19 protein-coding genes and 1 riboswitch are annotated in these 25,680 nt (G+C 41.4%); of the genes, 16 read left to right on the top strand and 3 right to left on the bottom strand.

The window, feature by feature from the left end; all coding sequences use genetic code 11:
• Nucleotides 1-207: 207 nt before the first annotated feature.
• From M3629_RS26030 to M3629_RS25990, 9 genes are all read left to right on the top strand, one after another.
• Entirely contained in the window at nt 208-1,512 is a 1,305-nt protein-coding gene (locus M3629_RS26030; protein WP_251511498.1) for a polysaccharide deacetylase, read from the top strand.
• Between the two features lie 104 nt (nt 1,513-1,616).
• Entirely contained in the window at nt 1,617-2,603 is a 987-nt protein-coding gene (locus tag M3629_RS26025; RefSeq protein WP_353056780.1) for an AAA family ATPase, read from the top strand.
• Nucleotides 2,604-2,992: 389 nt separating this feature from the next.
• Nucleotides 2,993-4,081, top strand: coding sequence for a DUF58 domain-containing protein (locus M3629_RS26020; protein WP_251511495.1), 1,089 nt, complete (start codon nt 2,993-2,995; stop codon nt 4,079-4,081).
• Nucleotides 4,032-6,632 (top strand): DUF4129 domain-containing transglutaminase family protein, encoded by a 2,601-nt coding sequence (locus tag M3629_RS26015; protein WP_251511493.1) that lies wholly within the window; start codon nt 4,032-4,034, stop codon nt 6,630-6,632. The genes M3629_RS26020 and M3629_RS26015 overlap by 50 nt, the downstream gene beginning before the upstream one ends.
• 689 nt (nt 6,633-7,321) lie before the next feature.
• Nucleotides 7,322-8,860 carry a glutamine-hydrolyzing GMP synthase gene (guaA, locus tag M3629_RS26010; protein WP_090924524.1) on the top strand — a complete coding sequence of 513 codons (1,539 nt, stop codon included), beginning with the start codon at nt 7,322-7,324 and terminating at the stop codon, nt 8,858-8,860.
• Nucleotides 8,861-9,233: 373 nt separating this feature from the next.
• Nucleotides 9,234-10,781 carry a type I restriction-modification system subunit M gene (locus M3629_RS26005; RefSeq protein ID WP_251511491.1) on the top strand — a complete coding sequence of 516 codons (1,548 nt, stop codon included), beginning with the start codon at nt 9,234-9,236 and terminating at the stop codon, nt 10,779-10,781.
• Nucleotides 10,778-12,019 carry a restriction endonuclease subunit S gene (locus tag M3629_RS26000; RefSeq protein WP_251511488.1) on the top strand — a complete coding sequence of 414 codons (1,242 nt, stop codon included), beginning with the start codon at nt 10,778-10,780 and terminating at the stop codon, nt 12,017-12,019. The genes M3629_RS26005 and M3629_RS26000 overlap by 4 nt, the downstream gene beginning before the upstream one ends.
• A gap of 1 nt (nt 12,020) precedes the next feature.
• Nucleotides 12,021-13,160, top strand: coding sequence for an AAA family ATPase (locus tag M3629_RS25995; protein ID WP_251511485.1), 1,140 nt, complete (start codon nt 12,021-12,023; stop codon nt 13,158-13,160).
• 34 nt (nt 13,161-13,194) lie between these two features.
• Nucleotides 13,195-16,293, top strand: a complete 3,099-nt coding sequence (locus tag M3629_RS25990) for a type I restriction endonuclease subunit R (RefSeq protein WP_251511482.1) — start codon at nt 13,195-13,197, stop codon at nt 16,291-16,293.
• A gap of 111 nt (nt 16,294-16,404) precedes the next feature.
• Here the strand turns inward: M3629_RS25990 and M3629_RS25985 are convergent, their stop codons facing one another.
• A complete protein-coding gene (locus tag M3629_RS25985; RefSeq protein WP_251511479.1) occupies nt 16,405-16,749 on the bottom strand; it encodes a helix-turn-helix domain-containing protein in 345 nt (114 codons plus the stop codon).
• 358 nt (nt 16,750-17,107) lie between these two features.
• Between M3629_RS25985 and M3629_RS25980 the strand changes: the two genes are divergently transcribed.
• The 6 genes from M3629_RS25980 to M3629_RS25955 all read left to right on the top strand — a co-directional run bounded on the left by M3629_RS25980 (nt 17,108) and on the right by M3629_RS25955 (nt 21,272).
• Nucleotides 17,108-17,422, top strand: coding sequence for a hypothetical protein (locus tag M3629_RS25980; RefSeq protein ID WP_251511477.1), 315 nt, complete (start codon nt 17,108-17,110; stop codon nt 17,420-17,422).
• Nucleotides 17,419-18,492 (top strand): helicase HerA domain-containing protein, encoded by a 1,074-nt coding sequence (locus M3629_RS25975; RefSeq protein WP_251511475.1) that lies wholly within the window; start codon nt 17,419-17,421, stop codon nt 18,490-18,492. Before M3629_RS25980 ends, M3629_RS25975 begins: the two co-directional genes overlap by 4 nt.
• The gene (locus M3629_RS25970) at nt 18,493-19,089 is read left to right on the top strand and encodes a hypothetical protein (RefSeq protein WP_251511473.1); all 597 of its coding nucleotides are present in this window, start codon (nt 18,493-18,495) and stop codon (nt 19,087-19,089) included.
• Between the two features lie 137 nt (nt 19,090-19,226).
• Entirely contained in the window at nt 19,227-19,841 is a 615-nt protein-coding gene (locus M3629_RS25965; RefSeq protein ID WP_251511471.1) for a replication protein, read from the top strand.
• On the top strand, nt 19,834-20,037 hold the full coding sequence (locus M3629_RS25960) for a DUF3173 family protein (RefSeq protein WP_016819295.1): 204 nt from the start codon (nt 19,834-19,836) through the stop codon (nt 20,035-20,037). The genes M3629_RS25965 and M3629_RS25960 overlap by 8 nt, the downstream gene beginning before the upstream one ends.
• Before the next feature lie 2 nt (nt 20,038-20,039).
• Entirely contained in the window at nt 20,040-21,272 is a 1,233-nt protein-coding gene (locus M3629_RS25955) for a tyrosine-type recombinase/integrase (RefSeq protein WP_251511469.1), read from the top strand.
• A gap of 275 nt (nt 21,273-21,547) precedes the next feature.
• On the opposite strand, the gene dgt is transcribed toward M3629_RS25955, so the two are convergent.
• Nucleotides 21,548-23,029, bottom strand: coding sequence for a dGTP triphosphohydrolase (dgt, locus tag M3629_RS25950; protein WP_251511467.1), 1,482 nt, complete (start codon nt 23,027-23,029; stop codon nt 21,548-21,550).
• Nucleotides 23,030-23,460: 431 nt separating this feature from the next.
• Nucleotides 23,461-23,560, top strand: a riboswitch (purine riboswitch).
• 183 nt (nt 23,561-23,743) lie between these two features.
• Between dgt and M3629_RS25945 the strand changes: the two genes are divergently transcribed.
• Nucleotides 23,744-25,120 carry an NCS2 family permease gene (locus M3629_RS25945; RefSeq protein ID WP_251511465.1) on the top strand — a complete coding sequence of 459 codons (1,377 nt, stop codon included), beginning with the start codon at nt 23,744-23,746 and terminating at the stop codon, nt 25,118-25,120.
• A gap of 295 nt (nt 25,121-25,415) precedes the next feature.
• Here M3629_RS25945 and M3629_RS25940 read toward each other — a convergent pair.
• Nucleotides 25,416-25,680: hypothetical protein (locus tag M3629_RS25940; RefSeq protein ID WP_251511462.1), on the bottom strand; the 265-nt coding region annotated here is incomplete at its 5' end.

Raw genomic sequence — 25,680 nt, 5'->3', positions numbered from 1 at the left:
TAGATGGTTGCCCGTTTCATGTTCGTTATTTCCTAATGCTACCGAATTGCTGATTAAGAATCAATGATCCCATATCGAAGCCAAGGTTATTTGTTGCAAAATAATAGATAAAATGATGTCTTTTTTGCGATCTGCCTCCATATAATTCTAACAAATCTGCTGAAGTCTATCAGCAAATTCAATAGAGTGTTGGAGGTTGATTTACAGATGACGCAGGGATCTCACCAATTGATGCAACGAAATGGGCAGCTTATTGAGCAGCAGACTTTTACCCATTCCTGTGGGAGAGTACGTGTGTGGAAGCGTATATCAATATGGTTCACACTCGCTACATTACTGCTAACAGGTATGTTTGGAGCTAACATGCCTTCCGCCGCAGCAGCGGGGAAAGGCAACACATCAGACAAGGTTGTCTACTTGAGCTTTGACGATGGCCCAGGCAAACATACGTCCGAGGTATTGAATATTTTACGCGATGAGGATGTTCCGGCTACTTTTTATGTGCTGGGAGAGCATGCGGAACGCATGCCAGGAATGATCAAACAAATCGCGAGTGAAGGACATGCCATCGGCAATCATACATATAACCATGAGTATACCGAGTTATACCGTGAATTTGAAACGTTCTGGCAACAGATTAAGCGCACGGAAGATATCATTAACAACACTGTAGGCTTTCGCCCTGCACTTGTCAGAGCACCTGGTGGAACATACGGACATTTTGACCATACCTATTTTGATCTGTTGAAAAAGGGAGGATACGCTGTCATGGACTGGAACGTAGACAGCGGTGATTCCAAGCGGAGAAATGTGCCGGCTCGGGACATTGTCGCTCAAGCAACAGATGTGCCTGCAGGAATGTCATCTGCTGTTGTGCTCATGCATGATGGGGGTGCACATGCCGAGACCGTCAAAGCATTGCCGGAGATTATTCGATACTACAAACAGGAGGGGTATCGTTTCGAAGTGATGCAAGCTTCGGACAAACCTGTGCAATTCCAGGTCAAACCTGCGGCAAAATATAAATATCGCGAGTCTCCTTCCGCAAGCTGGATTGCCAAACATGTAAGCACAAATGCAGAGCAATGGATCACAGCAAAACCGCTCAAAATTCATTTGGGATATATGACCGTTGAACTCAAGCCGGAAGAATATCGCTTCAAAGACCGGACAATAATGGTTCCCTTGCGTAGTTATATGAACAAGCTGGAAGGAAGTATAAGCTGGGATCAAACGTCAGGTACGGCAACCACATGGTGGAAAGATCGCATAGTGCAAGTTAATCCGGCGCTGGGAACATTGACGTCCAAACGATTGCATGATCAGGAGGGCCGAACGGTTCAAGCTGTGATGGAGAGCCGCGACGGTACGATCTGGGTGTCAGCGGGTGATTTGATAGAGCAACTTGGAGCGAAGCAGTACACGGTCCAATCCAAGGACAGTGAGTGGGTAATCACCGTGGAGCCGCCCTGGACGTCTATGGAGCACAGGCATTTTTATAGCATAATTTGAAAGAAACAACAGTTCAGCTGACTATTCTCTCTACTTCCGGGCAACAATGAATCATAGATTATGATAATCACGATTCATAGGCAAGGAAGGAGAGTGTGGTTCAGGTGACCAGAATAGAGCATGATCATGCTACCGAACTGTTAAACAGGCTCAGGAAACGAATTGCTGATGTGGTCATAGGCAAGAAACAGGAAATTCAATACATCATTGCAGCTATGCTTAGTGAAGGCCATGTTCTGTTGGAGGATGTACCGGGTACGGGAAAAACGATGCTGATTCGCACCGTGGCTTCATCCTTAAGCTGTGCGATGGGGCGTATTCAATGTACGTCGGATGTCATGCCAGCCGATGTGACGGGTGTATCTATATATCACGCTTCTACAGGAGAGTTTAGCTTCAGGCCCGGGCCGCTGATGAACAATATCGTGCTTGCGGATGAGATTAATCGGGCATCTCCCCGTACACAGTCTTCGTTATTGGAAGCCATGGAGGAACGCAGTGTGACCGTAGACGGCACAACTCACGTATTGCCGAAGCCGTTTCTGCTGCTTGCAACACAGAACCCATTGCAGTTTGAAGGCACCTATCGTTTGCCGGAAGCGCAGTTGGATCGCTTCATGATGCGGATTACACTGGGATATCCTGAGCCGGAGCAGGAGGTAGAACTGCTTTCTCGTGAGCGTAGCCAGGATATGTTAGAGAACATGCGTCCGATTATGCTGGCTGAAGAAGTGGTGGCCATGCAACGTGAAGTAAGGCAGGTACATGTGGATGCCGTGATCAAGCAATATCTTGTCGCTGTCGCTGTGGCTACGAGAAGTCATGACGCCGTAAGACTCGGCATCAGTCCCCGGGGAACGCTGGCCTGGATGACGGCTGTGCAGGCATATGCCTACTTACAAGGTCGCAGTTACGTTGTGCCAGATGATGTGCAATCCCTCGCTGTACCGGTTCTCGCCCACCGAATTCAGTTGAAATCAATGAACAGAGCGGACGGAAGCGCAGTGCAAGAGCAAGTCATCCGTGAAGTGTTGTCGTCTGTGCCTGTGCCCGTACAGATGAGTGGGCAGGGAAGGGGACGACGCGCATGAGCGGGTTTCGCGGAAATATAGTTCAAGTGCTGATAGCTCTACTTTTGGGAGGGCTCTATTTCTGGCATGGCGGAAAATCGGCGTTGTTTTTAGTAGCGATATCGGTGCTTGTTCTCATATATGGAATACTCCTGCGAGTGATTGGCCCCCGTCATGTCGATATACACAGACATTTACGACAAGGACAGATCACAGCAGGAGAAAGCATCCGTGTTCGGGTTGAGTTACAGATAAGGTGTCCGCTTCCACTATTATGGCTCGTGGTATGTGATAAGACTCCTGGGGGTATACATCGCAAGTTGCTATTTCCAGGCTTGAAAAGACGATGGTCTTATCATTATGAGATCACAGGTCTTACCCGAGGAGTCCATGCCTGGGAGGAAGGGCGAGTGTACTGGGGGGATGTTTTTGGTTGGAACAGAGTCCACACCGTAATTAAAGGTGAGGAGCCTCTTGTTGTTGTACCGGGAACCGGGAATGCTGGAACATCAATCTGGCCGGAAGCTTGGACAGATCATGGCGAAGGCATGGGAGTGCTACATCCGTTGCAAGGTGTTCCTGGAACAGAAATTCGTGAATATCAACCGGGGGATTCGTTTAACCGAATTCATTGGAAGAGCTCAGCGAGAAGCGGAAAGTTGCATACGCTGATTCCTGACATGCCGCAAAGTACCTCGCTCGCAATTATGTTATACGAAGAGAGCTCAGGATACGAGAGGTTCGGGGCAGAAGAACGTGATCAGGAAGTGTTCGAACGAGCAGTAATGGGTGCGGCGAGTGGGTTACGTGAAGCAATAGACGCACAACGTCCTTGTCAGCTTTGGTTAAGTGGAGATGAACTGGCAAGTAAACTGGACATGCCTTTAGAAGGAAATGCAGGGTACGGAACTCAAACCAACCGTAACAGTCATACAGTTCGTGGAAGCCAGAGGAGTGGAGGAGAACATGCGGACAGTATGGACTATGCGCTAAGGCGACTTGCTTATGCCAGATTACATCAGGAGCAGGTATCAATCGAAAAGCGGCTTGGCGTTGACGGACTGGAGCATCTTCCATATGGATCAAGTATCATGGTCTTCACCGGACAACTGGATGAATGTTTGGTTGAATGGCTCGAATATGCGGCAGCACTTGGCCTACATGCCAGCGTCTATCTATCGGGGAATTCCGTAACAATGGATGGGGACTCTGGAAGTAGCGGATATTTGTCTTCTCAGTCAAAGGCGGATCAGGCTGTAGGGAAGAAAGCGAGTCGGCAAGTTAACATGAACGGACGGATGAGGGGCACGGCGGGTGAAGGGAAGGAACATTCCGGGGTATCGGCGGCGCGGAATTCGTCAGTCGAGCAAGGGAGGCGTTCGCAAGCGTGGACTGAACGCCTTGTATCCAAAGGGGTAAAGATGTTCTATCAGGAGTCTGTTACAGCCGTTGGAACTTTGGGTGGCGGAAAGGCAGGGATTGCTGATGTGGGGGCGTAAAATAAAACAGCAACCCGGCTCTGCAGTTCTTCCAGGACAGGTAGTTCAGGCACGGCAATCGGAAGTGAGTCTGTCGTTATGTTCGTCGATGTCTCTATCGAGTCCCGTGTTATATCAATGGCTTATCACATTTGGATTGCTCGTATTGTGCATGGAATGGATATATCCTGTGACTTCTGAGGGTCAGGTTGGCGGTGAGCGATTCGCCACTGTCATGGCTGGCTATTCAGCCATCCTTCTATCCGCTGGCCTGCTACGTTCAGGCTGGATGGCCAGTATCGCCTTACGCATCCCAATGATATACGTTGCACTGTGTGTGATGTACGGGGGTAGTCATCCGGTAGAATGGGGCTTATCTTATCCTGGGGTGCTTAACGCTGATCTGGGAGAATGGATCGACACAGGGCGTTTTCGCGTGATGAGCAGAGAAACCAGAGGGTTATTTATGTTGTGCGGCTGGAGTATGCTGCTAGCTTCGGTACAGTACTTGGTGTTGCTTCGTCGCAGCATATCCTTGTTTGGCGCTGGAACATTAGTTTATCTGATCCTGCTGGAGAGTGTTGTCGGATATAATGCTTATGGTTCGGTGGTTCGTTCGGTTTGCTGGCTGCTGTGCATCCAGGGCATACTTCATCTGTTACGGCTTTTGGAAGGAACAGGGCACGAACGGAATGGGCAGGATCACGAAACTGAACATGTGAGTGAACACCGAGGCATGATCCAAGGTATACTTCAAGGTACAAAACAAGGTACAAACGAAGGTGCAAACCAAAGTGAAACCCACGGTGTATATCCAAGCAATCACAACAAGGCAGCACGACGTAAAAAGAACAGCTCCCATCGGATACGGAGTAAGATTTATCTATATTGGATGGTTGTAACTGTGGGCACGGCGGTCTGTGTGGTGTTGATATCTACGCTTCCTGCTCGGTGGAGTATCGTGTCACCTGCCGGACAACTCTCTGTTATGGATACGGTCGAACGTTTGGCTAGATGGGCAGGATACACGCCTTCTGGCAGTGTACCGGCTTCTCTAAGCGTGACGGGATATAGCACGGTTGATGCGCCTATGGGGGCACCGCTGGTGCAGGGGAATGAACCTGTATTTGTAGCAAAAACACCTGTCGCTACGTATTGGCGCGGGGAAACCCGTTCTTACTACAATGGGAGTGCTTGGAGTGATACGGAGCAGCGCTTCCGTTATGTCAACACATCAGATCTGCTACGCTCTGATGGATGGGAGGACCATCCGTACTGGCAACGTGTTCGTCAGATCATCACGATGCAGCGGGAGTGGCGTGGTCCGAATCCGCTTTTTACGGGAGGATTACCGGTAAGTTTGTCTTTTCAGGATGGTGATACTCTTAATAAGAAGAATGACAAGCGACTGCTGTCTAATGAAGATACGGGCACTTTGTGGCTTGCAGGAGGAAGAGACCGGAATGAGCTTGTAAGGAATTATACGGTAGATGTCATGGTGCCGAATGTGAAGCCAGAGCAGTTACGGCAACTTGAGAGTATAGAAGGGAAGAAGAACTCTGGCGTGAGCGAACTGAAGCAAGCTGGCGGGGGGAATACATCCGATCCTGCCTCTATTCGTCGAAAAGAGCTACAGCTTCCTGATACATTGCCCCAACGGGTAAGGGAACTTGCCGGGGAGATTATCGGTTCCAGTTTAACACGGTACGATGCTGTACAGGCTGTGCGCAGTTATCTGAAAGCGAACGCCCGTTACTCGCTGGATACCCGAATGCCGCCACGGGGAACGGATTTTGTGGATGATTTTCTGTTTGTGACCCGAGCGGGGTATTGTAACCATTTTTCCACCGCCATGGTGGTGTTGCTCCGTGCCGAGGGTATACCGGCACGCTGGGTGAAAGGTTACGCCCCAGGACAAGCGGACCCGCAGGACCCGGGGCGTGTGGTCGTTACCCAGGGAGATGCCCATTCCTGGGTAGAGGTGTATTTTCCCGGCGTGGGCTGGGTGCCTTTTGAGGCTACGCCGGGGTTTGATGTGGCGCAGGCTGCAGATGCCAGCGCCGCGGGGGTCGCCTCGGCTCAGCCAGGCGACGGAGTCCCGCTGCCGGGTGTAGGCAGCGGGCTGGAGCGTGCGGGCGCGTGGCTTGCCGCGCAAGCACGTGCCCTTGTCGCGGCGCCGTGGCCGGCCGCGACGGCACTTGCGGCAGCGGCGCTGCTGTGCGCCGCTGCATGGGCCTGCGCGCTGCGGCTTCGCCCCGCGCTGCGGCTTGGGCTGCTGCTGGCGTGGCCGCGCAGCAGCTTCCCGGACCGCGAGCGGCTGCTGCTGGCTGCCGCTCCGGTCTGGCGCGCGCTTGCGCGCCGGTACGGCCCGCGGCCGCTGGGCATGACGCTGCGGGAATACGCAGCGTCACCGGCCGTGGCCGCAGGCACGGACGGCGCGGACATCGCGCGCTTTGCAGCCGACTGGGAGCGGCTGCTGTACGGGCCAGACCGTCCGCTACGCGCGGACAGTCTCGATTTCTTGCGCCGGGCACTTCGCCTCGCAAAGCGTTCTCCCAGACGCCAGCGCTAAGTCCGGACCAGTCTCGTTTGCCTAAGGGTGAACGAGATTTTTTAATTTACACCGCTGCACTCAATAGAGCTGCAACGAAGCGAATGCAAACGAACCTGGCTTGAGGTGAACAGGAAGATGACAATAGTCTGTTTTCAAACCTCAGTGTACCTAGATTAGACTTCGCAATTTGCTAACGATCACCAGAAACCTTATTTACTTTAAAAGACGAATTTTTGCTGGATTTCGAAGGTTTTATTCCCAAATAGCGCTTCTGAGGATCGTTAGAACTTCAAGCACTGCCCAGAGCGCAAGATAAGTTTCGGTGTGATCGTTAGCGTGTTTCCAATTCATGTTTTGTTGCCGATTGCATATTTGCTTTTCAAACTAGCCACTCGAACTTAAATACCGACTTATCATATCCGCTGATAACCATGTCTTTAAGCTTTAAGGTGGCTTTTATTCTACCCATCCGGCGGATGAAATCGGTTCTTTTATCCAATTATAAGAGGACATAAGAGGTAGAGCATACGTGTAGACGATGTTGGACAAAAGTGCATCCGAAGAGTTTCAAGTCCAGGAATGGGTGTAGTTGTCGCCTCATGTCACATCTCTGCGTAATATGCTCGAAAAATGGAGTTTTGTCTTTCCTTGACGGTAGGTTTTGTCGTTGCGTATAATTAGTTTCATTAATTGAGGGAGGCACGGTAATGAATAAGCAGAATGAAATTGTGGTTGTCCTTGACTTTGGAGGCCAATACAACCAGTTAATCGCCAGAAGAATCCGGGATCTTGGCGTATACAGCGAGCTTTTGCCGTATAACACACCAGCGGAGAAAATTGCAGAAATGGCACCAAAAGGGATCGTATTCTCAGGTGGCCCATCCAGCGTATATGCTGAAAATGCACCACACGTTGATCCGGGTGTCTATGACCTGGGCTTGCCGATCTTTGGTATCTGTTATGGTATGCAGCTCATGGCTCAGCAGCTTGAAGGGAAAGTAGAACGTTCCGAGAAGCGTGAGTATGGTAAAGCAGACCTTGAGTTTGCTGCAGGTGCAGCACTCGCTCAAGGTATCGAAGGTGAGCATACCGTATGGATGAGTCATGGTGACCACGTTGTCACATTGCCTCCGGGCTTCAAACTGGATGCAGGTACGGAAAGTGCGCCAATCGCAGCGATGAGTAACGACGAGCGCAAATTGTATGCAGTTCAGTTCCACCCGGAAGTACGTCACTCCGTTCGCGGTAATGACATGATTCGCAACTTCCTGTTCGAAATCTGTGGATGCGAAGGCAACTGGACGATGGAAACCTTCATTGATGACACGATTAGAGATATTCGTGAAAAAGTGGGCGACGGCAAAGTGCTGTGCGCACTCAGTGGCGGTGTGGATTCTTCCGTTGTCGCAGCATTGTTGCACAAAGCGATTGGCGATCAGCTGACATGTATGTTTATCGACCACGGCCTGTTGCGTAAAGGTGAAGCAGAGAGCGTAATGGAGACATTTGTCGGCAAGTTCGATATGAAGGTTGTCAAAATCGATGCACAAGAACGTTTCATGTCCAAGTTGGCTGGCGTGGATGATCCGGAGCAAAAACGTAAAATTATCGGTAACGAGTTTATTTACGTATTTGATGAAGAGTCCAAGCAATTCGATGACTTCGAATTCCTGGCGCAAGGTACACTGTACACAGACATCGTAGAGAGTGGTACAGCTACAGCTCAAACGATCAAATCCCACCACAACGTGGGCGGTCTGCCAGAAGACATGAACTTCAAACTGATCGAACCACTGAACACCCTGTTTAAGGATGAGGTTCGTAAAGTAGGTACGGAGTGTGGACTGCCAGACGAAATCGTACACCGTCAGCCTTTCCCTGGTCCAGGTCTTGCGATCCGTGTACTTGGCGAAGTGACGGAAGAGAAACTGAAAATTGTTCGTGATTCCGACTACATCCTGCGTGAAGAAATCGCCAAAGCCGGTCTTGACCGTGAAATCTGGCAATACTTCACCGCCCTGCCTAACATGAAGAGTGTTGGCGTTATGGGTGACGCACGTACGTATTCCTACACCGTGGGTATCCGTGCCGTAACATCCATCGATGGCATGACTGCAGACTGGGCACGTATCCCTTGGGATGTGCTGGAGAAAATCTCCGTACGGATCGTTAACGAAGTGGATAACGTAAACCGTATCGTTTATGATGTAACATCCAAACCACCTGCAACGATCGAGTGGGAATAATTAAGCGACAGTTTATACACTGAAAGACGTTGATTTTACGCCGTTTAGGTAAAACTCATAAGACTTTCTGAGACCAAATTTCTTTTGAATTGTCTCCAAGATTGTCGCCAAAAACTCTCACCGAATGATTGTCGGTGGGGGTTTTTGGTTTCCCCGGTAGAGTGCGTGAAACGTGCGAAATATAATAAAGATGTCAAGAGATTTCCTTAGGTATATTTCAGTTCGATCAGCCTCACTACATTGGCATGGTGTATATAATATAGAGGTACAATCGGTCATTAAATGTGTAGGAACTAAAGGTGGAAGGAAACTACAAACCCATCTAGAATTACTGATATAATCATTGTATTGAAGCAAAATTGGAGGAATATAAATGTCAAGTTCAACACAACGTGCCGAATTACAATCTCAAATCTGGAAAATAGCCAATGAAGTCCGTGGCTCAGTAGATGGATGGGATTTTAAACAATACGTTTTAGGAACGCTATTTTATCGTTTCATTAGCGAAAATTTTTCTAGCTATATTGAAGCGGGAGACGAAAGCATCAAATATGCAGAACTTGATGATGATATTATAACGAAAGAAATCATAGAGGACGCCATTAAAACAAAAGGTTATTTCATATATCCGAGTCAGCTGTTTTCTAATATTGCGAAAACCGCCAACACAAATGAAAGTTTGAATACTGATCTAGCTGCTATATTTTCTGCTATTGAAAATTCAGCAAATGGTTATCCATCTGAACTAGATATTAGAGGATTATTTGCTGATTTTGACACGACAAGCAATCGTTTAGGAAATACTGTAAAGGATAAAAACAGTCGTTTAGCTGCTGTGATTAAAGGAGTTGAAGGGCTTAACTTTAGAGGTTTTGAAGATAGCCAAATTGACCTTTTTGGTGATGCCTATGAGTATCTAATCTCTAACTATGCTGCCAATGCTGGAAAATCTGGAGGGGAATTCTTCACACCGCAGAGTGTGTCTAAGCTTATTGCTCAATTAGCCATACACAAGCAAGCAACTATTAATAAAATTTATGACCCTGCAGCCGGTTCAGGTTCATTGCTATTACAAGCGAAAAAACAGTTTGATGCTCATATTATCGAAGATGGCTTTTATGGACAGGAGATTAACCATACAACTTATAACCTTGCCCGTATGAATATGTTTTTACACAACATAAATTACGATAAATTTAATATTGCTTTGGGAAATACGTTATTAGACCCTCACTTTGGTGATGAAAAGCCTTTTGATGCCATCGTTTCTAATCCACCTTATTCCGTAAATTGGATTGGTAGTGATGATCCAACACTTATTAATGATGAAAGATTTGCTCCTGCAGGCGTATTAGCCCCAAAATCTAAAGCGGATTTTGCCTTTGTACTTCATACACTTAGTTATCTTTCTAGCAAAGGTCGTGCTGCTATCGTTTGCTTCCCCGGTATATTTTACCGTGGGGGTGCAGAACAAAAAATTAGAAAGTATCTGATTGATAATAACTTTGTTGAGACGGTTATTTCATTAGCACCTAACCTCTTTTATGGAACTTCCATAGCGGTTAATATTCTGGTTCTTTCTAAGCATAAACTCGATAACAAAACTCAATTTATTGATGCAAGTGGAGTAGATTTTTATAAGAAAGAAACAAATAATAACATACTTACAGATGAACACATTGAGCTAATTATGAAAATGTTTGACAGTAAAGAAGTTATTGATCATGTTGCAAAATCTGTTGATTATGATGCAATCGTTCAAAATGATTACAATCTATCTGTGAGCTCCTATGTGGATGCAAAAGACACAAGGGAAGTCATTGATATCAATGAGCTGAATGCGGAGATACAAACGACTGTAGCAAAGATACACCAACTTCGTGCTGAAATTGATAGCATTATTGAGGTGATTGAATCGTGATTAAGCCAAAGTTTATGGAGAAACTCCTTGAGGGAGTTGAAGTTGAGTGGAAAACATTGGAAGAAGTAGCAGAACTTTATGGAGGTCTTTCTGGCAAAAAAAAGGAAGACTTCGGTAATGGCAACGCTCTATATATTTCATATAAAAACATATTTGATAATATAGAAATAAATTCTGATAAGCTGGAATCTGTAAAAGTATCCGATTCAGAAAATCAACATGAAGTAAAATATGGGGATATTTTGTTTACAGGCTCATCAGAGACAGCTGAAGAAGCAGGAATGTCTTCGTCTGTTACAACAAAATTTGAAGATAAAGTTTATTTAAATAGTTTTTCATTTGGCGTAAGATTCAAAGATGATATTCTAATGATTCCGCAATTTTCAAAATATTTATTTCGCAGTCACTTTATACGGACGGAAATTGCAAAGACAGCTAGTGGTGTTACGCGTTTTAATATATCTAAAGCAAGATTTAAAAAAATCCCAATTCCCATCCCACCTATCAAAGTGCAAGAAGAAATCGTCCGTATTTTGGACGCTTTCACAGGACTCGCAACAGAACTTACAGCAGAACTTACAGCAGAACTTACAGCAAGGAGAAAGCAATATGAATATTATCGGAATGAATTACTGACTTTTGATGATAGTGAGATCAAATGGCAGACCTTGAGGGAGACTGCTGATTTCAGAAATGGTAAAGGTCATGAAAAAGTAATCAGTCAAGATGGGAAATACATTGTGGTTAATTCAAAATTTATATCAACAAATGGTGAGGTCAAAAAATATTCTGAAATTCAAATTTCTCCTCTTTTTAAAAATGACATTTTAATTGTAATGAGTGATTTACCTAATGGTAAAGCCTTAGCTAAGTGTTATTTAGTCGATGAAGATGATAGATATACTTTGAACCAGCGAATTGGTGCATTAAAAGTAAAGGATACAAGTGTTATTGATAGCAAATTTCTTTTTTACGTTTTAACTCGTAATAAGCAACTATTAAAATATAATAATGGTGTCGATCAAACAAACTTAAAGAAAGATGAGATACTCAACATTCTAATTCCGATCCCATCCCTTGAAGATCAGCAACACATCGTTGCTCTCCTTGATCGTTTTGATACCCTTACTGACAATATTACAAAAGGTTTATCTGCTGAAATTGAGGCACATCAAAAAAAATACGAATACTACCGTAATATGCTACTTTCATTTCCGAAAAGTGAGGTAGAAGCATAGTATGGGAAAGAGTTTAAATGAGATTGCACAACTGCTAAAGGATAAGGATAAAAAAGTTCAATTAATTTATGCTTTTAACGGAAATGGAAAAACAAGACTTTCAAGGGAATTTAGATTATTAGTAGAACCTAAAACCGATATTGATACAGAGGAAATAGGGCTAGCGAGCAAAAAAATTATTTATTATAGCGCCTTTACAGAAGATTTATTTTATTGGGATAATGATTTAGAAAATGATGTTGACATTAAACTTAGAATCCAGCCGAATTCTTTTACGGGATGGGTGCTTAAGGAACAAGGACAAGATCAAAATGTTATTGATAATTTTCAAAAATATACCAATCATAAATTAACACCAAAATTTGATCTAAATTTTACCGAGGTTACATTTTCTTTCGAACGTGGAAATGATGAGCATTCTCAGAATATTAAAATTTCGAAAGGTGAGGAAAGTAATTTTGTTTGGAGTGTCTTTTACAGTTTGCTTGAACAAGTAATTGACGTATTGAATATACCAGATCCAAGTGATAGAGAGACAGATAAACTTAATCAGTTGGAATATGTATTTATTGATGATCCTGTAAGTTCTTTAGATGATAACCATCTAATCTGGCTAGCTGTAAATTTGGCAGACTTAATAAAAATGAGTCAATCTAATCTGAAATTTGTCATTACAACGCACAATCCACTTTTTTATAATGTACTTTACAATGAACTTAGTAGAGATGATAAACGCTATAGTTACAAAGCGAAGAGAGATTTTGTAAAACATCGACTGAAAAAGCTAGATGATGGATTATTTTTACTTGAGGAACAGACAAGTGATTCTCCTTTTGCATATCATCTTTATCTCAAGAAAGAGATTGAAAAGGCTGTTGAATCGGGACAGATTAAGAAATACCATTTTTCATTTCTAAGAAATATTTTGGAGAAAACCTCAACATTTCTTGGTTATGATAATTGGGTTGACTTGTTACCATTAACAACTGATGGCAATTCTAATTCATATGTGAAAAGAATTATTAATCTTTCAAGTCATTCAAAACATTCAGGAGATGAAATGGCTGAATTATCTGATGATGACAAACGTGTGTTAGATTATTTGTTGAGAGAAATTATGAGTACTTATAAATTCAAATAATTAATACATGAAATACCTTTTATGGAGGAAGCTAATGAATGATTATAAACCCATCGCAGAATCAAACAACTACATAGTTCTAGATAAATATAGCAAGATAGCAGAACAAGGGGTAGGCTATCAAACGGAAGCTAATTTAGAACGAGAACTGATTCAGGATTTGCATAATCAAGGGTATGAATATCTTCCTAATTTAACCACCCCAGAGCAGATGCTTGTTAATGCGCGTGTGCAACTGCAAGACCTTAATAAAACACAATTTTCAGAAGCTGAGTGGCTTAGATTTTGTGAACAGTATTTAGATAAACCGAGTGACAATCACATTGATAAAACTCGTAAAGTTCATAACGATTATATATATGATTTTGTTTTTGATGATGGACATATTCAGAACATCTACCTAGTAGATAAAAAAAATATTGCCAATAATAAAGTGCAGGTTATTTCGCAATTTGAACAGAAAGGAATGCATGCGAATCGATATGATGTTACCATCTTAGTCAATGGCTTACCGTTAGTTCAAGTTGAGCTTAAAAAGCGTGGGATCGCGATTCGTGAGGCCTTTAATCAGGTTCATCGATACAGTAAAGAGAGTTTCAATTCTGAGAACTCTCTATTTAAGTATTTACAGATTTTTGTGATTTCTAATGGTACAGATAGCCGTTATTTTGCAAATACGACGAAACGTGATAAGAATAGTTTTGATTTTACGATGAATTGGGCCAAAGCGGATAATATCCTAATTAAAGATATAAAAGATTTCACAGCTACATTTTTTCAGAAAGATACTTTATTGAATGTACTACTGAAATATTCCGTATTTGATGCGAGCGACAACCTGCTGGTTATGCGACCTTATCAAATTGCTGCGGTGGAAAGAATATTATGGAAAGTTAAAAGTGCAAACCAAGCAAAAAAATGGAGTACTATTGAAAGCGGTGGATATATTTGGCATACAACAGGGTCGGGAAAAACGCTTACGAGTTTTAAAGCAGCTCGTTTGGCTACTGAACTGGAGTTTATCGATAAAGTGTTTTTTGTTGTAGATCGGAAAGACCTGGATTTTCAGACGATGAAAGAGTATCAGCGTTTTTCACCTGATAGTGTGAATGGTTCGGAAAATACCGCAGGTTTAAAACGTAACATCGAAAAAGATGATAATAAAATTATTGTGACGACGATTCAAAAACTGAATAACCTAATGAAAAGCGAAACGGAATTACCTATATATCATAAGCAAGTGGTATTTATTTTTGATGAAGCTCACCGTTCACAATTTGGCGAAGCTCAAAAAAATCTCAAAAAAAAGTTTAAGAAGTTCTACCAATTTGGATTTACAGGCACACCTATTTTCCCGGAGAATGCGTTAGGATCTGAAACGACTGCTTCTGTCTTTGGTCGAGAGGTACACTCTTATGTCATTACGGATGCCATTAGAGATGAAAAGGTTTTAAAGTTCAAAGTAGATTATAACGATGTACGTCCCAAGTTCAAAACGATCGAAAAAGAACAGGACGAGAAAAAGTTATCGGCAGCAGAAAATAAAGAAGCATTGCTACATCCTGAACGCATCAAAGAAATTTCTCAATATATTCTTAATAATTACAGAGTAAAGACCCATCGTCTAAACGCGAATGGAAAAGGATTTAATGCGATGTTTGCTGTGAGCAGTGTCGATGCAGCCAAACTCTACTATGAATCATTAAATAAATTACAACAGGGAAGCGATAACCCCCTTAAGATTGCTACAATCTTCTCCTTTGCTGCTAATGAAGAGCAAACTGCGATAGGTGAAATTCTTGATGAAACTTTTGAACCTTCAGCAATGGATAGTAGTGCAAAAGAGTTTTTAAGTTCAGCCATCAAAGACTACAATGCGATGTTTAAAACTAACTATGGAGTAGAAAGTAAAGAGTTTCAAAATTATTATCGTGATCTTGCTAAACGAGTAAAAAATAAAGAAATTGATTTATTAATTGTGGTAGGAATGTTTTTAACTGGTTTTGATGCACCTACATTAAATACTTTATTTGTTGATAAAAATCTTAGGTATCATGGTTTAATACAGGCTTATTCGAGAACAAATCGCATTTATGATTCCACCAAAACTTTTGGGAATATTGTTACTTTTAGAGATTTAGAACAAGCAACCATAGACGCTATTACTCGTTTTGGAGATAAAAATACTAAAAATGTGGTTTTGGAAAAAAGTTATAAAGAGTATATGGAAGGATTCGCTGATGTGGCGACGGGTGAAGCACGTCGTGGTTATGCAGATGTAGTAAATGAATTAAAGGAACGTTTTCCTAATGTTGAAGAGATTGTTACTGAAAAGGATAGGAAAGAATTTACTAAACTATTTGGTGAATATTTGCGTATTGAAAATATCCTACAGAACTATGATGAATATTCAGCTTTGAAAGCTTTACAAACAGTAGATATGACTGATCCTAAAGCTTTAGAAGACTTTAAGGCTACTCACTATGTAACGGATGAAGATATATCTGTAATGCAAGAGACTCAAGTGTTAGAAGAAAGAGCTATTCAAGATTATCGTTCTTCATATAATGATATTCGTGATTGGTTTCGTCGTGAGAAAACTGGAAAAGAAAAAGGAAATGCCTCTATTGATTGGGATGATGTCGTCTTTGAGGTAGATCTTCTGAAATCCCAAGAGATCAACTTAGATTACATTCTTGAACTTATTTTTGAGCATAACAAAAAGGTGAAAGATAAAGCATTCTTGGTTGAAGAAGTTCGTCGCTTAATTCGTTCTAGTGTAGGAAACCGTGCAAAAGAAAGCTTGGTTGTTGATTTTATCGACCAAGCTGATTTAGATAGTATTCAAGATAAAGCGAGTATTGTTGACGCCTTCTTCTCATTTGCTCAAACTGAGCAAAAACGTGAAGCAGAAGAATTAATTAATACTGAAAAACTTAATGAAGATGCTGCAAAAAGGTATATTTTAAATTCATTAAAAAGGGAATATGCAAGTGAAAACGGAACAGAGCTTAATGAAATTCTTCCTAAAATGAGCCCGCTTAATCCTCAGTATTTAACAAAAAAACAGAGTGTTTTTCAGAGAATCTCTGCATTTGTAGATAAGTTTAAAGGAGTAGGCGGAAAGATTTAATCATGGATAAATATGTAATCTAACAACGATTTTGAGAATAACCAGAATCCTTGATGCTCCTGCATGTAGATTCTTGGATATTGATTGATATTATCATAACGCCTTTGGATTTTAATCCGAAGGCGTTTTTTTGTTGATTTTTAAGCGTATAGGAGTTGAGATACTTTCTTGCATACAATTAAAGGCTTCTTGCAAATTTACTTGACGCTTAGGACTTAACTTTTCATCGCCACGAAAAAAAAGCCAATCAAGGCTAACTCCGTATATATCACCAATTTTCAGGGCTATGTCAGATGAAAGACTCATTTCTCTACGCTCAATGCGACTAATTGTGTTGGATGAAACATCAATACTTTCTGCAAATTCGAGTTGTGAAAGATTATTCTCTTCTCTTAATTCCTTAACTCGCCCAAGTACAATACTTTTTATACGCTTAGTGCCTTTTTTGTTGTTCATTTTGTCGCTCCTTTCGTAGTTCGTAGCATTATTTTACTATACAAAGTCGTATAATGACAATCGCGGGGAATTATGCCCTAGATTAGCCGTTTAGGTTCTCGTTATTGGAATATGGCTCCTTTACAATAAAGCTACGACATGGCCATGTTGAATTTAATTACAAGGTGATGAACAAATAATAAAAATATGTTTACTAGATGCTAGGGAGCTTGGCTTAAGGTAAGTGATGGTTCAAAGGTAAAAAGAATACAGATTTTATGTAGCTTACACAGCTGAAAATAAAGAAGTCAAAGGAATCACGAGCTCAAAGATAAATAATCTATGCACTATTCATATTTGTAAAAAAAAGGAGAAGTTCATGAAAACGAAAAATTCGCAAAACGCATACAACGAAGAAACGGCACGTCATTATATTTCTGACGACAAGCCAATCATCAGTGTTTCTTCTGAAGTAGAGACACAATATAACTGGATTGATGGAAAACGGACTGATGAAGTAACAGGATACAAGCTTTATTTTGTACAGGAAGGATTTAACCCCTTTGCGGTTAAATTTGTGAAGAAACCGTCATTAGCACCGTTTCTATCAGAGGTGAAGCTAGACAAATTCGAAGCAATCGAAATTAGATCCAATGTGTATTTCCGTTCAGAAGGGGTACGGCTTGTTAAATGATGACAAACGTAGAACTTGAATGCTACTTGCTCCAGGCTCTGAACATGGCATTAGAGATAAACGGTGAGACTTCTTACACCAATTCATTTGATGTAAGGGTAGCGGACGAAGGTTTTTACTTCGTCCCTCGCCTTCCTGCCAGCTATGTCGTTGACAATGTGCTTTATCAAAAAATCTATCTTATTAGCAATGCGGTCTTGTATCCAGATTTCACCTTATTAAAACAAGCGGGAGCTTATTTTGTACCATTAAAGACAAATGATATTCATGTGAAACGAGCTCTTTTCTTTCCATGGATAAATGGTATTTCTAAGCGATTGATTATTCAAGACATAGATGAATTTGTAGCAGAATTATCAGAAAATAAAGTACCCGTCATGGAAAATTTCGAATTCAATCTAAACAAGGTTACAAGTATTGCTATCGCAGGAAACTCAGGTTCAGGAAAATCCTATGCCCTTACTTACTTTCTATGCGTATTGAAAAAGAATTCAAGGCTCGTAATTATTGACCCGAAATTTGATATGCCGAGTAGATGGGGCAGGGAAAACAATGTCAAAGTCATAGCGCCAAGTGATAACAGAAATAAGAATGATTTTGTCTCAAGTGTGAATGCAGAGCTTAGCCAGTGCTTGGAGCTAATTCATCAACGTCAACAGGTGCTTTACAGTAACCCTCAAGCTGACTTTGAACACTATACGGTGGTAATTGACGAGGTTCTTGCATTGAGTGATGGAGTGGCAAAACCAATTAAGGAAGCCTTCTTTAGTCTACTGTCCCAGATCTCATTGTTAGGTAGAGCTTCAAAGGTTCATTTGCTACTGGTATCACAGAGATTTGATAACAATGCGATTCCTATTTCTTGTAGAGAGCAGCTTAATGTACTAATTCAAGTAGGCAATATAAATAGCAAAACGACACAGTTTTTGTTCCCAGACTTATCACTTGAAGGAATAGTCATACCGCAAGGAATTGGGACGGGACTAATACAGGTTATTGACTCCGAGCACCCATTTCAAATTGTTCCATTACTAACACCAACATTTAATGATTTGAAAGGAATCATGTAGATGAGAAAACCAGGTAAATCATTCTTCATTCGGACGTTTCATATTAACGGATTTCTGTTACTTATTTCATTGATACTCCTCTTAGTTCGAGTTTCGTTCAAAATGATAGAAAGTTTTTTACACAATGAGACAAGTTCATTCCTGACAGAATACTCAGAATTTATGTCTAAAGCAGTGGGGGCAATATCCGATGCATTGGATGGGGGGATTGTGCTATCCTTCGCAACATTGCTACTAATGGTAGTTCCTGAACTGGTAACAAGGATTGTTAATGATTCATTAGCAAATTGGTTCTCTTCAATATGGGTCAGCCTCCGTTTGAGAAAATTCTTAATAAGACAGGCAGACAATGAAGGTGAAGGGATTTTCAAGATTCAACACCATAACAAATCAATACGAAAATCTGTCATAGATATTAGGAATAAAAAAATCACCTATCTCGTTAAATTGCCAAATGATGTTATGGCACAAAAACTACTCCTTGAATCAAAAGAAATTCTTCGTGAAGAAATATCAAGTCGCTTTCCAGCCTACTCATTCTCGAATTTTGAGCGGTACAAACACTGGCTGAGGATTGAAGGAACAAAAATAAGATAAAGAATAGCGGAGCTTTTGCCTGCCTTGGGCAGAAGCAAAGGAGCTCCGCTATTCTTGAAAGATGGTAGAAAACGATATTCCACGGGGCTACTACGACCCCCGTGGAATCAATAATCAATAATCGAGGGAAATGAACTATGGAAAAGAAAAAAGAGCAGAGAAGCAATAAATGGGCGTTCATTTTCTATCAAGAGAGTGCCCCGAAGAACTATTTAGAAATTTTAGAAAAAATGCACATACCCTTTGTGTTGAGCCCTTGGCACGATAAGGACGTGAATAAAGAGACTGGGGAAATTAAAAAGGCACACAAGCACGGTGCACTATACTTTGATTCTTTGAAAAGCTATTCGCAGGTTTCAAGCCTGATTAGCGAAAAGCTTAATGCCCCAAAGCACGTTGAGGTTGTGATGTCTCCAAAAGGAATGTATGAGTATTTCACACACGCAGAAAATCCAGATAAGACACCCTACCAAACAGAAGATGTTGAGTGGGGGTGTGGATTTGAACTTGGAAAATTCCTTGTTGAGCATAATACGGGTGAATTTTTGAACAGCATTATTGATATGATTGCAGAACAAGATTTTAAGGAATTTGAAGAACTTGTAATGTACGCAAGAAAAAATGATTATTTGTTGCTTGAGTTGATCGTAGATAAAACGTATTTCTTCTCAAGGTTACTAGACTCAAGGCGATACAGTTCAGAAAGACCGATTAAGAAAATTTATAAAGAAATGGGGGATGGCGATGAGTAAAACAATGGTGAACTCAGAAGACTTAAAGCGTGCTGGCTTCTCACCTTACACGGCTTCCAATATCATTAGACAAGCAAAACACTATATGGTACAACAAGGGTATGAGTTTTACGAGGGGCGGCGTATTTCTGTTGTCCCCTTACAGGCAGTAAAATCCGTTATCGGTGATGTTGAGTTGTCCGAAACGGAGGATTAAATTTGCCAAAAACTAGCTACCAAGATATCTATCAAGATGAAAATGGGCAATACTATTATGAGGTAAGCTTAGGTACGGACAAAATCACAGGAAAACGTATCAAGCGTAAAGGTCGCAAGTCGCAATCTGGAAAGAAATTTGAGTCAGCGAAAGAAGCTTATACGGAAGCTATCCGTGTAAAAAATGACTTTCTGCAAACTCAAGGATATTCTGATTATGGTATGACCTTTGAACAATTCATGAATAATGTCTACATTCCACATTATAAGACTGAGGTGACAGAAAATACATTTGAGTCACGGAATCCATCGTTGAAAATTCTGTTCGAACGTTTCGGAAAGAAGCCATTACGGAAGATTACTTTGCACGATATTCAATTTTTCAGAACGTGGCTTCTAGATAAAAATGCGGCAGGATATTCACAGGCATACGCTTCATTGGTCTTTGGAATGTTGAAGAAAATTCTTGAATTTGCCGTAACCCTCAATTACCTTGATAAGAATGTTGCTCGACAAGTGAAACCAATTGCTAAAGTGAAAACGGATGTTGCATACTGGACGAAAGATGAATTTGAGAAAGTAATCTCAAAGATTTACACCGAAGATTTTTATGAGCATTTGTGCTTTGTGATGTTGTGGGTCTACTATATGACAGGTGTTCGTGTGAACGAAGGAACAGCTCTCTGGTGGAATGATGTTGATTTTGAGAAAAAACAGCTTCGTGTTCATCATATGCTAGTTACTAAGAGTCGAAAGAATTACATTCGGAAGAATCACACGAAAACAGTTGATGGAAAACGGGTGCTCGCTTTAGATAATGATACGCTTGAAGTATTGCGTGTATGGAAAGAACGACAAGCAAAACACGGGAATGTGGATTTCATTTTCTCCTATGACGGCTTACCCATGATTAAATCAACGATAGCCCGAATTATTGCTCGTTATGCGAAGCTAGCAGGTTCTCCAGTAATACAGGCTAAAGGTCTACGTCATTCACATGTAAGCTTTCTCATCAATGAATTAAATGCGTCTGTCTTGGTTGTCTCAAAACGTCTCGGGCATAGTTCGCCAGAAATTACGCTAAAACACTATGCACATTTGTGGCGTGGAATTGATGACGCTGTCGCAGAATCAATGGCAGGCATTATCAAAATTAACACTGCAACAAGTAAGCAATTTGCATTTGTCGGTAATCAAACGGTGAAACGATTGTCGCCAAAACTGTCTCCAAGATAAGGGAGACACCTTATAAATGTGATAACAACAGGCTTTACAAGTCCTATCCGCTCCATCGAGTGGGAATAGGTTTAGTACAGCGCGTTAAAACTTAATATCATGAAATGCCGAAAGGCTTGGTTATCCAAGTTTTTCGGCATTTTTTATTTATTTAGAGCACGCAATATTACTTCACAAAATACAGGACTCAAAGACTCCCTTTCGCTTTATCGCACGTGAAGGGAGTCTTTTTCATATTCAAGTGAAATTTATATCAAACTTGATTAAGGAACATTTTAATCTATTCCTTGTAATTTGTTATATAAATCCCGGGCATAAGTGTCCGTCATACCTGCGATAAAATCTATAGCTACAAGAATACGATGATATAACTTGTGCATTTCTAGTTCTCTTCCTGCATGTTTCGTTTCTAAATCTTTAGCTATAAGTTTATAATTCTCAAGATAGTTATCCGATATCAGTTCAATAAACTTCTTGTCCACTTTTGACATTGCATCTGTTCCATAATGAATGACGGCTGGTACAAGTTTATCTAAAAAATAAACTATGATTACTTCAGAGGAAAGCTCCAGAACATTTACATCTCTATTGGAGAAAGCGAATTTTACAGAGACATCCTTCAGAATTTCCATCGTGTATTCGTGATAGGTGTTTTTGAATAAATCATCATTGTACGTTCCTGCCATAATTTTAGAATAATTTCTTGTGAAGCTGAACTTGGCTACATTCATCAGATGAATCTGAACATCAAATAACCACTTGTTCAGGATGTTATAATCGGTGTTTAGATCATCCTCTAAATGTAGGCGAGTTAATTCCTCAATTAATTCGGTTGTCTTGGAGAGTGCTCCTTCCTCCCTGGAAGATGCATAATGATTTAATTGTTTATTCATATAATTTATTAGATCAGTCAAAGAGACTAACCCTTTTTTAAATGTGTCCTCCAAGTCAGCTAGCCGATATGCAATATCATCTGCAGCTTCTACAATAAATGAAAGGGGATGGCGGTGTATTGTTTGATTATCTTCAGCAAGGGTCCCAACATCTCGAGCAATATCGAGAATATCTTCTTGCTCCGAGTATAAATAGCCCATCTTTTTAGAAGTAATTCGATCATCTTTTTTAATTTCCTTACTTGGTACTGTATACTTTCCGATTGAGCTCAACACCGCATTAGTGAGATTTAAACCGGATTGCCCCCGATCTATATGCAGACGATTGACAATTCTGAATGTATGAGCATTTCCATCGAAGTTGCAGAAATCGGTTGCTAAATAATCCTCAAGAATACAATTCTCTTTTTCGGTGTAGAGTGGGATCTTATGTATGTTAAGCTCAGAAAGATTTTTTTTAAACCATGTCTGAATAATATGCTCACCAAAATGCCCAAAAGGTGGATTGCCTAGATCATGAATAAGACCGGCGCATTTTAGTATATTCGGTATGTCGTCAATATCAACCTCATTTTTTTTCAGAAGATGTTCTTTTAAATTTTTAACGACCATTTGCCCGATCCCTTCGGCAATAGCAGATACTTCGATGGAGTGGGTCAAGCGTGTTATTACAAAATCGATTTTTTCCAGCGGGAAAACTTGCGTTTTATCTTGGAGACGGCGAAATGAAGCGCTCTGTACAATACGGCGATAATCAAAATCAAATGGGTTAATAAAAACGTTACTTTCTATCTTTTTAATTCGGGTAATATCACTATCATTTTTTCTTTTTGTACTTAGTAAATCTTCCCACATCATAATCATCTCGTCTCTCCTCTAACAATATATTGTGTTTTGAATACGTGACCCATTTAAATGAATTACATCCTATATATCGGTAAATAAACAATATTAATGAATTAAATAGAACACATTGGATCAAATGTAAAAATCGACTCAAGGCATGAGCGGGAAATCGTACGAAGAAAGTGATAACGGATAAAGATGTAGTTTTCAATATAAGTTTATGACGGAAATCCTGTTGTTCCATAATCGATACACTAATTAATAATGGTTGAAACTATGTACATATACAGCGGGAAAGTTCCTATAAATTACATGATAATTGGATTGTAAATCGCTGAACTGGTTTGATTTGTTAAATAATACGAACATTTTTTGTTGTTTTAAATATAATATTCGTTTTTTTTGTTGACAAAATAGAAACCCCCTCCTAAAATGGGTGATGGGAAACAAACAAATAGCGCATACTAATTCGTATAATCCTGGGGATTGGCCCGGGAGTCTCTACGAGATCACCCTAATGATCTGGCTACGAAGAGGAGCAGGCTAGGCACATGAATTCTACATGACTGCGGTGGGACATCACTCGCGCACATTAGAATTTTTTTTGTTCTTGGTCAACGGGCTTATGCCTGCTCCTGGTCAAGCTGAACTCTGGGGAAAATACTTCTCAGGGTCATTTGTCGTTTTTCAATAAATATGGCTTCAACATCTCTAAGGAGGAGTTAGTGTATTATGGATCGTTTCTTTAAACTCAAAGAAAACGGAACAAACGTTAGAACGGAGATTGTTGCGGGTCTGACCACCTTTATGACAATGGCTTACATTCTTTTTGTAAACACATTATTCCTGGGTTCAGCTGGGGCAGGTATGTCTGATAATGCAGTATTTTTTGCGACAGCCGTCGGCGCTGGATTAATGACAATTATTATGGGATTGTTCGTGAACGTGCCGATTGCACTCGCTCCGGGTATGGGTTTAAATGCATACTTCATGACCGTGGTTCTGAGCTCTAACGGCGCGATCAGCTGGCAGGCGGCACTTGGTGCTGTATTCCTATCAGGTATCGTATTCATTATTTTAACCGTGACTCGGGTTCGGCAAATGCTGCTTGTTGCGGTTCCACAATCCATTAAAATGGCAATTACCGTAGGTATCGGTTTATTTATTACAATCATCGGTTTCAAACTTGCTAATCTAGTGGCAGTAACCGTAAATGTTGCTCCGGATGCAGATTTGAGTCAGCCGATTCCAGGTAGCAGCTTCAACTTGTCTCTTGGAAACTTTATTACACATCATGATGCTCTTCTCGCTTTAATTGGTTTACTATTGATTGCGATCCTCATGGTAATGCGTGTTAAAGGTGCATTGCTAATCGGTATCGTGGCAACAACATTGATCGGTATACCGATGGGTGTAACGAATCTAAGCGGCCTGACCAGTGCAAGCTGGCTGCCTAACTTCAGCGACCTCGCTGTCGGGCAGCTTGATCTGAAAGGCGCAATCAGCCTTGGATTGTTTGAAATCATCTTCATTTTCACATTCGTTGAGCTTTTTGACACTTTTGGTACGATGGTTGGAACGGCAACACGTATGGGGATTATGAAGGATAAAGCTAAAGGTGAGAAAACGATTGGTAAAGCCATGCTCGTTGATGCTGTCGGTGTCAGCGCAGGTGCGGCACTGGGTACAAGTACGATTACGGCTTACGTTGAAAGTGCTTCGGGTGTTGAAGCTGGTGGGCGTACAGGGTTAACCTCGGTAACGACAGGTTTGTTGTTCATTCTTGCTTTGTTTATCGCGCCACTTGCTTTGGTTGTTCCTTCTGCTGCGACGGCTCCAGCTCTGATTATCGTAGGGGTACTGATGATGAGCCAAGTTCGCAGTATTGAGTGGGATGATTTCCTGCAAGCTTTCCCTGCATTCCTTACGATTGTACTGATGCCATTTACAGGCGGAATCGCAAACGGGATCTCTGCAGGTATTGTATCCTACGTTATCTTGGCTGTGTTCAGTAACCTGGTTACTGAGCGTAAAGTGAAAATACACTGGCTGATGTGGGTGCTGGCCATTATCGTTGTGTGCCGGTACGTATTTATCGGTGGAGAATAAGTCTGGTTTGTATTTGAAGAAAGCGGAGCTACGATATCACATCGAGCTTCGCTTTTTTTGTTTCTTCTATAGTAAGAGTTTGAAACGTGAGATGAAAAGTGGCTCAGTTCAGAACATTTTAGTTGCTCTAACTCAGAGATAAAGAGTCGTGTATGAATTAAATGGCATTTAACCAAATGATCAAAATGATTCTCACTATTGCTGCTACATTACATTTCCAAATTAGGGTATCAATTGATGTAAAGTTAACCTGAAATGCACGTTCTCGTGAAAAGGATGAATTGTTCAGATGTTTTCAAAATAATTCTTTACAAGCGGAAGCGAACCATGGTATATTCTTATTCCGGCCAAGAAAACACATCTTACATGGTGCGGCAAGCAAATGAAAATAAGCTTCGAAAGAAACTAAAAAAAGAGCTTGCAAAGTTGGTTCGGACATGATATTATATAAGAGTTGCTGAAACGAACTGATTTCGGTGGCGAGAACAAGTTTGATCTTTGAAAACTGAACAACGAGTGAGTAACGATCTTGCTTGCAAGATCGACGCTGGAAAAATCGG

The sequence above is a fragment of the Paenibacillus polysaccharolyticus genome (assembly GCF_023714295.1).
In the GTDB taxonomy this organism is placed as follows: Bacteria; Bacillota; Bacilli; order Paenibacillales; family Paenibacillaceae; genus Paenibacillus; species Paenibacillus polysaccharolyticus_A.
The sequence above is the reverse complement of the archived record's forward strand: the minus strand, read 5'-3'. Positions and strand labels throughout refer to the sequence as shown.